General features: G+C 52.8%; 10 protein-coding genes. 5 read left to right on the top strand and 5 right to left on the bottom strand.

The genetic code is table 11. From position 1 onward, the window contains the following. The first annotated feature begins 7 nt into the window (after positions 1-7). From IE065_RS12405 to ppk1, 4 genes are all read left to right on the top strand, one after another. Complete coding sequence (locus IE065_RS12405; protein ID WP_189515540.1) at positions 8-853, top strand: hypothetical protein; 846 nt, start codon at positions 8-10, stop codon at positions 851-853. A 24-nt stretch (positions 854-877) separates the two neighbouring features. After that, positions 878-1,609 carry a DUF7305 domain-containing protein gene (locus IE065_RS12400; protein WP_189515538.1) on the top strand — a complete coding sequence of 244 codons (732 nt, stop codon included), beginning with the start codon at positions 878-880 and terminating at the stop codon, positions 1,607-1,609. Positions 1,610-2,018: 409 nt separating this feature from the next. Then, positions 2,019-3,344 carry a sulfatase family protein gene (locus IE065_RS12395; RefSeq protein ID WP_189515536.1) on the top strand — a complete coding sequence of 442 codons (1,326 nt, stop codon included), beginning with the start codon at positions 2,019-2,021 and terminating at the stop codon, positions 3,342-3,344. A gap of 143 nt (positions 3,345-3,487) precedes the next feature. Continuing rightward, entirely contained in the window at positions 3,488-5,623 is a 2,136-nt protein-coding gene (gene ppk1 / locus IE065_RS12390) for a polyphosphate kinase 1 (RefSeq protein WP_189515534.1), read from the top strand. Positions 5,624-5,630: 7 nt separating this feature from the next. Here ppk1 and IE065_RS12385 read toward each other — a convergent pair whose 3' ends face one another. Together IE065_RS12385 and IE065_RS12380 are read right to left on the bottom strand one after the other, a co-directional pair. Continuing rightward, positions 5,631-7,598, bottom strand: a complete 1,968-nt coding sequence (locus IE065_RS12385; protein ID WP_189515532.1) for a hypothetical protein — start codon at positions 7,596-7,598, stop codon at positions 5,631-5,633. 6 nt (positions 7,599-7,604) lie between these two features. Then, on the bottom strand, positions 7,605-7,877 hold the full coding sequence (locus IE065_RS12380) for a hypothetical protein (protein ID WP_189515530.1): 273 nt from the start codon (positions 7,875-7,877) through the stop codon (positions 7,605-7,607). A gap of 220 nt (positions 7,878-8,097) precedes the next feature. On the opposite strand from IE065_RS12380, the gene IE065_RS12375 reads away from it, so the two are divergent. Then, positions 8,098-9,366, top strand: a complete 1,269-nt coding sequence (locus IE065_RS12375; RefSeq protein ID WP_189515528.1) for a hypothetical protein — start codon at positions 8,098-8,100, stop codon at positions 9,364-9,366. Here the strand turns inward: IE065_RS12375 and IE065_RS12370 are convergent. The 3 genes from IE065_RS12370 to IE065_RS12360 all read right to left on the bottom strand — a co-directional run bounded on the left by IE065_RS12370 (position 9,336) and on the right by IE065_RS12360 (position 12,596). Further along, positions 9,336-10,034, bottom strand: coding sequence for an ABC transporter ATP-binding protein (locus IE065_RS12370; RefSeq protein WP_189515526.1), 699 nt, complete (start codon positions 10,032-10,034; stop codon positions 9,336-9,338). The two genes, IE065_RS12375 and IE065_RS12370, sit on opposite strands and share 31 nt — an antisense overlap. 107 nt (positions 10,035-10,141) lie before the next feature. After that, a complete protein-coding gene (gene devC / locus IE065_RS12365; protein ID WP_189515523.1) occupies positions 10,142-11,314 on the bottom strand; it encodes an ABC transporter permease DevC in 1,173 nt (390 codons plus the stop codon). A 1-nt stretch (position 11,315) separates the two neighbouring features. Next, positions 11,316-12,596 carry an efflux RND transporter periplasmic adaptor subunit gene (locus IE065_RS12360; protein WP_189515522.1) on the bottom strand — a complete coding sequence of 427 codons (1,281 nt, stop codon included), beginning with the start codon at positions 12,594-12,596 and terminating at the stop codon, positions 11,316-11,318. Positions 12,597-12,685 lie beyond the last annotated feature (89 nt).

Below are 12,685 nucleotides of genomic sequence, written 5' to 3'. Positions count from 1 at the left end.
GCAAGCCATGCAGCAATTCATCCCCCGACTGACCGCTTTCTACCGAAAGCGCGGCTCGGCTTTGATTGCGGCCTTCCTGTTTTCCATGTTTGTGTTCATTATTCTGGGCTCGCTAATGCCCATGGTGGTGAATGATTACGAAGCCAGCGTCCAGAATCGTCTCTACAACATGGCCTACTCCGCAGCCGAGGCCGGGGCAGACGAGGTTATGTGGTCACTCAACAATAACCGCTTTGATGATTCAGCCTGGTATGCTGACGGCTGGGATGTGGGCGAAGATTTCTATGGCGACAACTACTGGGCCCGGGAAATCCGGTTGCCCAAAGAGGGAGAAAAGCCCGCAGACGATGTCTATGCTGGTGAGCAGCGGGCTGTAATTCGCGTCGTCGTTTCCAAGCCCAACCCCGACGCGGATAGCCACCAATATGCGGTTTACAGCAAAGCCGATGTCAAGGACACCCGCACTGGCAACTCTGCCACCCGCATCATTTCCTTTACCGCCGAACTCAGCCCACCCTTTCGTGGCCTCGTGGTTAAAAATGAGCTCAATTACAATAGCCTGCTGGATAGTTACGATTCATCATACGGCACCTATGGCCTGCCCCCGACCAATATGCTGCGCGAAAATGCCACGGCCGCAACGACTTCGGACGAAGAAACCATCAAAGTATCATTCGGACCGCAGACTGATATTCGCGGCCAAGTCCTTACTGGCGCTGAGGATGCTGTCAACGTGGACTACAGTAAAGCCAGACAGATCACCGGAGGAGTTGCCGATGGATTCAGTGCAGAATTTCCCGTTATCACCGTGCCGGACACTAGCGATGCCACGATCTGGAGAAGTCACTTTTAATCCATTTTTCCCACCCAATAATCCATGAACCCAAAATATGACAACCAGCCTGGACGCATCACGGCGATCTTAATGATCTTCCTTGGGGTCGTTCTGTGCGCAGTTGCTTGGGCAAAAAAGCCCGTCATTGATCCGGTTACGCCTATCATCGAATCAATTACTGGCACAACTATCGGCGGGAGCGAAATTGCGCCGCTCTATTATCATATAACAGAAAACATCGACTTAGGTGACGTCACCTTCATCGGGCCAACGGTGATCGTGGCCGATGGCGACTTTAAGGTTAGCGGCAACCCCACGATCCACGCCAACGCCGAGGTCACCATTTACTTCGCGGGCAATTTCACAGTAAGCGGCTCGGCTTCAATCAACAATCTCGGGCGCCCCCAAAATTTAAAGATATACGCCACCCAGGAATTTGATGCTGACACCATGCTTGATGCCGACCGCCAGAGAATCACGCTCAATGGCAATGTCGATTTTACTGGTGCCATCTATGCGCCGGAGGCCATCTTTACGTCTAACGGTGGCGGGGCTAAGGGAGCCACCTACGGCGCGATCCTCGCCTACAACGCGACCTATAACGGTGCGCCCGGGCCATTCCACTACGACGAATCTCTGGCCGCAGAAACGATCCCAAATCAGCCGTTTTCGACCTCTGGCTACCGCCCAATCCGCGACCCGGATCAGCTAGTCAACAACGACCCTAACATGGGCACATATGCGGAATTTATTGACAGCTTTTTCGGCTCCTAGGAACACCCACCGTTCGTGGTAAGCCCCGTCGATCATTGCCCCGCCCATTGACCGGAAAGGTCGCTTTATTGGAGAGGAAGGATACCCAGATTTGTAATCATCTGCTACTGAAACAATTCACGTTGAGCTTGTTCAAATTCTTCTTTATCTCGCCTAACCTTCATCTTATCTGTGTGTTCTACTATATATAAAATTAGGGGCTGAAGTAGCTAAGCTATAAAAAATCCGCTATAAGCTACCGAAATGTATGAACGCAAAAGTCGTCTGAGTAAACACAAGCAGATGAGATTGATCGAAGATTTTGTCGCTGTCGCAACCGATCGGGCAGCTAGCGAGATCGTAGGGGTGCAGGCCAACATCCTGCACGACAATGTTGACGATTAACGACTAGGCTTGCAAGACTGTGTACATGACTACATCTCGCTCAAACATCATCTGGATTTTCGGAGACCAACATCGAGGCCAGGCGCTCGGATTCCGTGGTGACCCCAATTTACACACACCCAACATTGATCGTCTTGCGGCTGAAGGCGTAGTATTTGATCAAGCAGTGGGCGGTTGCCCGCTTTGTTGCCCGTATCGCGGCTCACTGATCAGCGGGCGCTATCCTCACCAAGCCGTCCCTGGGCACGAACGCCAATTGCCGCCCGAAATGCCAACCGTGGCAACGGCTTTTAATGAAGCTGGCTACGACACGGCCTACTTCGGAAAATGGCATCTCGATGGATTTCATGAGCGCGAGGGCCGTGCGGCAATGCACATCATCCCGCCGGAGCGACGTGGCGGTTTTAAGACTTGGTGCGGCTATGAAAACAACAACGCGCAATTCGATTGCTGGGTCCATGGCGGTGAAGGCGACGACGCCTTTCACTACCGCTTGCCGGGTTATGAAACCGACGCGATGACTGAGCTTTTCATCGACGACATTCGCAAACGCGCGAGTGGCGAACGACCATTTTTCTCCGTACTCTCCGTCCAGCCGCCACACAATCCCTATACCACAACTGAGGACTGGATGGGCCGCCACACGCCAGCCCACATCGAGCTGCGCCCCAACGTGCCGCCCAATCCTGCGATCCGCGAACGCGCCCAACGTGACCTAGCTGGCTATTACGCGATGATCGAAAATCTCGACTGGAATTTGGGCCGTATCCGAACTGCTCTAGACGAACTTGGCATCGCTGACGACACGCACATCATTTTCTTCTCCGACCACGGCGACATGCACGGTTCGCACGGCCAATTACTCAAGACTTCGCCTTGGGAAGAATCGATCCGCGTCCCCTGTATCATCGGCGGCTCCAAACCCTACTACGACAACAAGGTCGGGTGCCGCGACAATCCAGTCAACCATGTTGACCTCGCCCCAACGTCACTTGGCCTGTGCGGTATCGACGTACCCGACTGGATGGCTGGCACGGATTATTCCGCCGAACGTATCAAGGACAAGGCGACTCCCAATTACCCGAACTCTGCCTACCTACAACTCGTCGAGCCAACTGGACATGCCAACAGCATTGACCGCCGTTGGCGCGGTATTGTCACACGCGATGGTTGGAAATACGTGGCTCTTGAGGGGCAGCCCTGGATGCTGTTTAACCTCAATGAAGACCCTTACGAACTGGCCAATCTCGCCTTTAACAGCATCTACGGGAAAGTAAGACAAAGGCTTCAAACCGAGTTGGCAGAGTGGATCGAGCGCACGGACGATTCATTTTCGTTACCAGAATTATAACTCTCGTGATTGACTGGAAGTGAAATGCAAATGCGTCGATGATTCATCTCTCGACGCATTTTTATTAATCCAATGCATGCCGGGCAATTACTTTTTGCCTTGGCAGAGAACTGCCTGTCGACGAAGCTATTAAGTTTCCATCCATGTCTCCGCAACGCAAAGCCAAGAACACCAAGAAACTCGCCTATTTTAATCGGGAACTTAGCTGGCTCGCATTTAACCGACGAGTTCTCGACCTCGCTCAAAGCGAACAGCAGCCACTTTTGGAGCGCGTCAAATTTCTGTCCATTGTCAGCTCGAACTTGGACGAATTTTTTGAAATTCGCGTAGCGGGACTGACACAACAGGTGGAATCGGGCGTGGTCGAAGTGGGCATTGACGGTCTCGGCCCCAAAGAGCAACTCCGCCGCATCCACGCGATTTCATCGTCGCTGGTTAAGGACCAGTATAAATGCTGGCGCGAACAGATAATGCCTCTCCTGAAGCGCCAAGGCATTGTTTTTAAAAACCGGCAAGAACTGTCTCGCCGAGAGTTTGCCTGGGCCCGAAAGTACTTCGACGAGCAGGTTTATCCAGTGCTCACACCGATGGGCATCGATCCCTCCCATCCTTTTCCGCAGCTCATCAACAAGTCACTGAATATCTTGGTCAAACTGGCTGAACCGGGCCGCGGTAATCGGGAGACTCGAGTGGCCGTCATCCCCGTCCCCCGCATTCTCCCCCGCGTGGTACATATCGATCTGGGTTTCGAAACGGATCAGTCTTATATCTTCCTCAGCGACCTGATCAAGATGTTCGATGAGAAGCTCTTTCCAGGCTACAAAATGAAGGGCGCTTGGGCCTTCCGCATTACGCGCAACAGTGATCTCTACATCGACGAGGAAGAGGTCGAAAACCTACTGACCAAAATTGAGGAAGAGCTAAATAAAAAGCGCAAGGGAGACCCCGTCCGCCTGGAGATCGAACACGACGTGGAGGAAGAAATTCTCGATAGCCTACTCAGCGCCAACCAAATTCCGTCAGACTACGTATTCCGCATTGATGGACCGATCAATCAGATGCGCTTAATGAGTGTCTACTCTATGATTGAGCGGCAGGATCTTAAGGACAAGCCACTTCAGGCCTTCGTCCCCGCCCAGCTCAGCGCATCCTCCGATATTTTCGAGAACATTCGGGCGCGCGATCATCTGCTGCACCACCCATTTGATTCATTTAACCCGGTTGTGGACTTCCTTAACCAAGCCGCGCGAGACCCTAAAGTCTTTGCGATCAAGCAGACCCTATACCGTACAAGTGGCGACTCGCCCATCATCGAAGCCCTCAAGCTCGCCTGTCAAAACGGTAAGCAAGTCACAGCCCTCGTCGAACTGAAGGCGCGCTTTGACGAGGCCAACAATATCCAGTGGGCCCGCGAATTGGAAGAAGTCGGAGTGCATGTCGTCTATGGCCTCGTCCACCTGAAAACGCACTGTAAGTGCTGCTTGATTGTCCGCCGTGAAGGCAAGGGACTGCGCCGCTACGCACATCTAGGCACTGGAAATTACAATCCCAAGACCGCGAAAATTTACACGGACCTAAGCCTCTTTACTGCTCATCAGAAGCTGACCAGTGAAATCGCCGATCTCTTTAATACATTGACCGGATTTTCGCGTTCTCCGCAGTTTAAGCACCTGCTCATCGCGCCCTTCAATCTACACTCAGAAATCCAGAAACGCATTAGACGCGAAGTCCGTAATGCCAAAGCTGGCAAGCCCGCGCGCATCATTGCAAAATGTAACAGCCTGATCGAAAAAGAAACGATCAACAACCTCTACACCGCCTCGCGGGCCGGAGTCGAAATCGATCTAATCATTCGTGGTATTTGCAGCTTGGTGCCCGGTGTTGCAGGTATGAGCGAGAATATCCGCGTACGCAGCCTAGTTGGCCGTTTTCTTGAGCATAGCCGTATCTTTTACTTTGAGAACGGCGATCATGAGCCCGAAGTCTTCATTGGCAGCGCCGACTGGATGGCACGCAATTTCTTCCGCCGTATCGAATGTGTTTTCCCAATCCTCGACCCGGAGCTTAAAGCCCGCTTGATCAAGGAAATCATCCCCCCCTATTTGAAGGACACCAACGCCAAGGTACTCAAGTCCAACGGAGCCTATTCGTCGATTCGCCGCACCAAACCAGAAGATGAATTTTCCTGCCAACAATATTTCCTGGAAAACCAATTGGGCGGAACTCCCGCCCCCAATGAAACCTCCACAGTAACGCCCGACATACGGCAATCACTGTAATGCCAGCTTATGGAGCAGCGTAAACGGCCTCAAGCTGCTTCAGGATTTCGTAGCCTGCATCATTCAACGGCTTCTTCTGCGCATGAGCCAGCGCAACTTCCAGCGTATTCTGACGGACGGTCTCGGGAATACGCGCCAGTGCTGCACTTGCCTCAGTCGTCAAAGGTCCTGTCATAATGAGTCCAGTGAGTGAGCTTTGCGCCACCGAATTAGGCTGATTTACCAACATCAGCCAACGTTGACGCGCGGCATCAGAATCACCATGCCACCATTCATAAACTCCAGTGATGTAATTTACACGTGGCGAATAATTCGACAATTGTTGGGCGGCGTTTAATTGTGCCTCCAACTCCAAACCGCTCGGACGACTGCCCTTCTCGATCAACTGCGCAAGGCTTAAATTATACTGGGCCACGACTCGTAATTCTCGGGCGGCCAAGCGAGAGTAATCCTCGGTAATGGCGCGCTCCGCCCATTGGATCGCATCGTGATCTTGGCCAGCTTCCAGCGCAGCGTAGCCGAGTAGCAGATAGTCCTGAATCTCTGTTTTCGGTTCACGAACAGCAAACAGAGAACTGAAGCTCAACACACCAACAAGAAGCATGAGCCCCCCCCCCCCGACAAGACGTTTCCGGCCGAGTTCTCGCCAAGGTAACGTTGCCCAGCCCCCAACAATCACAGCCAACATCGGTGCCAGCGGTAAGCGAAACCGTGCGCTCACATAGGTCAGGATCAGACCTGCTGCGTAAGCTACCGCCGTACCGAGGATTAACATGAGCAGCAGTGGGTTTTTACGCCCCCAAATTAGTAACGGTGCCGTGGTCGTGAGCAACAGCCCCCAGCCAAGGAAATTGAATCGCAACTGTGGCGACAACGCCTTGTGCACAAAATACGTTTTGTTGTTGTACTGCTCGTAGTTATTGAGCAAATAGTAGCCCTTCCGCGCCAATCGACCAAGAAAGCCCACCGGATCCGCAATAATCATTTCGCGTGTACGTTGACGCCAGTAGTCATTGAGTTCATTCCAGTCCATGGAAGCATCCGCCCCTCTATCCTTGCGATAATGATAAATAGATTCAACCCGAGCCGGGTTCTCATGCTCATCGTTCTGATAGACTTCAATTTCCTGCGCAAAATATTTACCATGAGCACCAGGTTTATTGGCCGCCCAAAGATTGAACGGCCCCTGCGTCGGCATGATAACGAACTCGCCCGACACCTTTTTATTGAAAGCCCCCATCATCATGGAGGGCAGAGCCAGGCCGACCAACGTTAGCACAACTGGCCAACGAGGGGGGGGCTTGAGCGGTTTTTCGCCCGGCTGGATAATGTCCACATCGCCCTGACGATGGAAGGAAATCGCCAAAACAGCTAGAATTATCGGAATTGCCAAGGCGACGGACCACATTTGCGGCCGAGTCAAAGCCGCCAAAGCTAATAAGAAACCCGTCGCCAACGCGGATTGCGGGCTCGCAGTACGCAAAAACGCCGTCGCCCGGTCGAGTCCGCCCAATAGCAGAGCAATGCTTAGCGTGATGTCCAACGGATCTCCCAAGAAAAATAGCCCTACCGGATACAGAGCCCACACTCCGGTCGCCAAAAGTGCCGCACGCTCATTGCACCACAGCTCCATCGCCAAGCGACTAACGAGCCACAGGGACGTCAGCCAAGCCACAAGGTTAATCAACCGAGCAAAGTCTGGCCAAAGAAATTCCGGCAACCCAAGCCCCATCCCAAGTGAAATCGCCAGCGGATATACCGGGGCGCGGTAAAAGGGCTCATTCGCTAATATTCCGTCGGCAATCCCCCAAGCGAGCTGGAGGTTTTCTTTACCATCAAGCACTGGGTGGGCACCCATCGGCGTGCCCGCATACCACAAGCAATAAAACGCCGCATAAGCGAATCCGAACAGAAAAATAATGGCCAATGGCCGACGCCCACGGGTTTCTGACCCGGTTGATTTTACCTCCTCCATGCAGATCTACTGCGCTGCTTGCCAAGCGAGGTAGTCATCATAAGTCGGCGGATTATCGAGTGGTTTCTTGGTTTGCATTGTAACGAAACGATTCGTGCCTGGAACGCGTATAGGGTATTCATAATCAACGACTTCATAACCCACTAAACCGCGTTCGGTCTGCTCCGCGGCCAAGACAACCTGATCCGCAACTGGCTGACTACGAGAACATCCTGACAGACAGAATACGCCGATCACTGCGCCGAGGAAAAGGAGACTATTGCCCGATTTAATATCCATAATCCCAAGAATGACACACCACGTTCAAACTTACAAGCTCAAGCAAAAATCGGTGCACTACTGGCTCTCCAGTATAAAAGGCAGATAGATACTTTCATTCATATTGACCAATACCCCTTAATATCCGCGAAATATACCGATATAGCCCTCTAGTTTAAGGGGAATAGTGGGTAAGCATATGAGAACAGTAAGAATAGCAGTCATAGCAGTCATTGCAGCCATGATCAGTTTGATCGGTCTGTCGACGCTACATGCTGAAGATTTTTATTGGAAAGGCACCAGCACCAATATCAACGCCGCATCTAGCTGGGTGGGCAATAACAAGCCAGACTTTACCGGATCAGCTGCGGAAAATGATGTTTGGAACTTCAATGTTACCGGAAGCAGCCCAAATATCAGCAGCCCAAATATTCGCTTGGCTGGTTTTTATTTCCAGCCCAATAGCGGAGCCTTCAACATCTCCGGCAATAGCCCGCTGGATGTTTACGGTTTCACGGTCGGTAGCACCACGTATGCAATTTACAACAACACCGCCAACACTCAGACATTTAGCACCAACGGCGCAGTTAAGTTTCACGGTTCTGCCCTCACCTTCGAAACCGGAACGGGTAAACTACTCTTCTCAGCCTCCACGGACTTCACGCAAGTACAACAGATGGTGTTCACGGGGCAGGGCAACACCGAGTTCACTGGCAACGTCAACGTCAACAGTGTGCGCTGGCAGTTCTCGAACAGCGGTGTGAATGACGTCCGCGTGGCCTTCAATTCGGCGGAAGAACTCATCATTGATGGCGGCAGCACCACCACTTTTCACCAAAACACCTCCGTCAATAATTCCGGGACGCTAGTGACGAACTTCAGTGTGGCGCATTTTAACTCCACCTTCAATTCCAACAAGTTGACGGTGGACTACGGTGCCAAGGTTTACATCGGCGGCAACGCCTCCCATAACGGGGGCATCGACTTGAAGTGCGGCACGCTGTTGCTCAAATCCTCGAATGTTATCGGCAACCATAACCTGAACGCCATGGGCGGCATATTTAATCTCCAAGGCTTTTCTGAAGGGCTCAACAACCTATCGCTCAGCGTGAACTCCATGGTCGACTTCGGATCGGGTGCTGGCGCGAATAGCTTAAACTTTCAAGGCGCAGGTGCGTTTGCCAGCGGCAAAATGCTGACTGTGATGAACTGGACCAGCGGTGACTCGTTCCAGGTGCTCAACATTAGTAACTCAAAGGCGCAACAGGTGCGGTTTTATGGAGATTACGGCGTGCAAGGCGTCGGCTTTTACCAAGCCCAGCTCAATGGTAACACCCTGACCCCCGGCAACTTCCTCTACGCCACGGCACCCGATATGATCAACTGCGTCCCGGTCCCAGTCCCCGAACCGTCAACCTACATTATGGGCGGCGCACTGATGATCGCCCTTACCTGCTTTGAATGGCGAAGGCGGCGCGCTCAGAAATCCTCACCCAACGTGGGTGCGTGATCGCTCAGCTTACCGTCCACAAGCGTTACTAGCCGATCAGCTACATCCAAGATGCGGTTATCATGGGTGACCATGACGATGGTGTTGCCGAACTCCTTGGATAGACGCTGCAAGTGGCTAACGATTTCTCGCCCTGTTGGGCCGTCTAGCGATGCGGTAGGCTCATCAGCCAAAATAATTGCTGGTTGGTGCACCAACGCTCGGGCGATAGCCACACGCTGCTTCTGCCCGCCGGAAAGCTGCTCTGGTCGCTTGTGGACGTGGTCGCTCAAGTCAACCTCCCCTAGAATATCCAATGCACGCTGACGGGCCTTGCCGGGCGTCATCTTGGAATCAAAAGTCAGCGGCATCATTACGTTTTGGACGACGCTCAATGAACTGATCAAATGATGGCTTTGGAAGATGAAGCCAATATTTCGCCGCACCGCGACGAGTTCGCGCTGTTTCGCAGTCTCTATTCGCTGGCCATCGATCTCGATACTCCCCTCCTGAATCGTCCGCAACCCGGCAACCAGCTTGAGGAGTGTCGTCTTACCTGAGCCAGAAGGTCCGGCGATGATGGTGATCTCACCCTGCGTAAAGTCGGCCGTGATCCCGTGCAGCACCGTCTGTTGCGTTTCACCGTGACCAAACGCGTAGCGGAGATCGCTGATCTTAATGACAGACATGGGGAGGGAGTTAGGAGGTTACAATTTAAAGGTTTATAGCCCAGCAGGGCGTAGCGACAGGATTTACGGGTAACGGCGTGTTCATATTGTTAATCCTCAACGATTCTCTAAAAGATATCTGCTGGATTTGCATGACGCAGCTTCCGGGTCGCCAAGGCCCCTGCCAGCATGCACATGACAATTGTCAGCCCGAGAACGATGCCCGCGTTGTCCCACTGGAACTCCGTGGGCATGTAGGCCACACGACGTGTTACGTAATAGAGGCCAGCCGTGAGAGCTGCCCCCGGGATGAACCCGAATACGCTCAGGATGATCGACTCCTGCAAGATCAGACTGATGAAATAGCTGTCCTTAAATCCGATGGATTTCAGCGTCGCATATTCCTCCAGGTGATCGGTCACATCGGTGTAGAGAATCTGGTACACGATAACCGCTCCGACAATGATCGCTACGGTCATTGAGGCGCTAATAACAAAACCAATTGGCGTGCGCTCGCCCCAATAACGTTTCTCGTTATCGATGAATTCCGCACGTGTCATGATCTTTACATCATGTGGCAATTTTGCGCGCAGAGTTTCAGCCACCTTCTCGGCATCCGATCCTTCTTTGAGCATAATCAAGCCGACGGCGGCGAGATTGGGATCTTGTCCGGGAAAAATTTCGAAGAAAGTTTGCTTGCCGACGAGTAAATTACCGTCTGCGGCAAAGGTCGTGCCCATCTCAAATGAGCCAACAATCTCGGTCGCCCGGCCATTGGTTTCGGTAGTCACCGTCCCATCCTCCAGCCTTTCTACAATCGGCCCAAATTTGGCGTGTGAACGTTCGTCAAAAAGTGCATTTCCGGGAATTTTCAACATGCCCTGCTGCGCCTCAATTGCTGGGTCATCGAAGGGCTTATTCGCCGGATCAAAGCCAATGATAAAGATGTCTCGGTTGACCAGCGTATCAGGATTCTTGATCGGTAAATTAACCAAGTAAAGCGGGGCAACATCCTCTACTTCCGGCAGCGCAAAGGCCTGATTGAGCCGTTTTTCGGTAAAGCCGCGGCTGATGCCAAAATACTCATACTGCGGATTAACGATAACAATATCTCCGTTGAGCATCAAATGCGGAAACACCACCTGAGTAAACATCGCTGTCTTCAGTCCCATTTGGTAAAGCATCATCGTGACCGCGAAAATAATGCCCGCCACCGCGGCAAAGAAGCGCTTCTTCTCCTTTACCAAATTGAGCCAAGCAAGCGGAATGCCCAGCGGGACGAGTTTGTTGATCAGCGACATACTATTTCCCTGCGCCCTGAACGTTGATGCGGGCGATCACCTGCGCGTGAACTGGCGGTATGACACCAAATGGCGGACTGAGCTTGATGCGGGCGACCACCACACGCTTGTCACTGTATGCCATGGGGTCAGAGCTGAACACGCCCTGCGGATTTACCAGTTGGCCGACTTCTGAGACGACACCGGCAATCTCACCCAGAAAAGCGTCAGACTTCACCGTAACCTTTTGGCCCGGCTTCACCTTACGCACATCGTCAATGTAAACCTCTGCGTCGACATATAGCTCGGATAAGTCGCCTAAAATCACCACGCCTGCCGGCCCCACGGCCTCACCTGGACGCGCCCCAACATAGAGTACCACACCTGCGCTGGGTGCCTTAACTTCTGTCAGGTCTAAATGAGCTTGAGCCTGATCAATCCCTCCCTGAGCCGCTGCCGCAACGGCTTTGGCGCGGGTCAATTCAGCCTCAAGAATCGATTGCTGCACCTTGACGTGGGCCACATTTTGCCGGGCACTCTCCACTTGGGCTTGCACGACAGGCACATTGGCTTGGGCAGTGACGACTGCGGCCTCCGCGGCTGCCACATCTGCGTCTATGCGGGCTCCCATGGCGAAACGAGGCGCATCCGCGGCGCGGTATTCTTCGTTTAAAAGCTTTTGCTGAAATTTAATTTCCTCGGTTTCACGGCGAGGCGGGTCTAATTCATCCAAAGTGTTTTGATAGGCGGCGTTTGTGCCCGTAATTTTGGCGAGAGACGCATCCAGCGTTTCCATAGCCTCCCGACGGCCTTTTTGCGCCTGAACAACCCCAGCCTGAGCCTGGGCAACAGCCGCCTCTGCGGCCTTAACCTGTGCTTCAGCGGTGGCGACCTCTGACTCAGCAGCAGCGATCTGGCTGGCAATCGTATCAATCTGAGCCTGGATGATTGCCGGAGCGGTAGAAGTAGCAGCAACTTCCAACTTGGCGACAACCAGATCGGCTTCAGCGACCGCTCGACCAGCGAGAACTGCAATCACTTGACCAGCAACGACTTGCTCACCTGCCTTGACCTTGAGTTCATTAATAATGGCCTGACCGGTCAGACCAGCAGGCGCGGCGACGTGGATTAGCCCATTCTTGGGCGTGATTAGGCCCTGTGCGGCGACAAAATCATCTGCCGCAGCCTGAGCTGTGTTCGCGAACACGAACAGCCCAGCCAACATTCCGGCCAATAAACCGTTCCACCTGAGGCGTGAAAAAAGCAAACGCATAAGCCGGAAGACATAGGAAAGGATTGCCACTAGGGAAAGGTAAAAACGAACCAGCGTCGCTATTCCAACTTTGTCATCAGCTAACTTTTGCCTTTGATGTTTACCCAGCAAACGCTTTT

It is taken from the genome of Cerasicoccus arenae, assembly GCF_014651635.1.
Taxonomy (GTDB): domain Bacteria; phylum Verrucomicrobiota; class Verrucomicrobiia; order Opitutales; family Cerasicoccaceae; genus Cerasicoccus; species Cerasicoccus arenae.
Note: the sequence above shows the minus strand (reverse complement) of the source record. Positions and strands in the feature narration are given on the sequence as shown.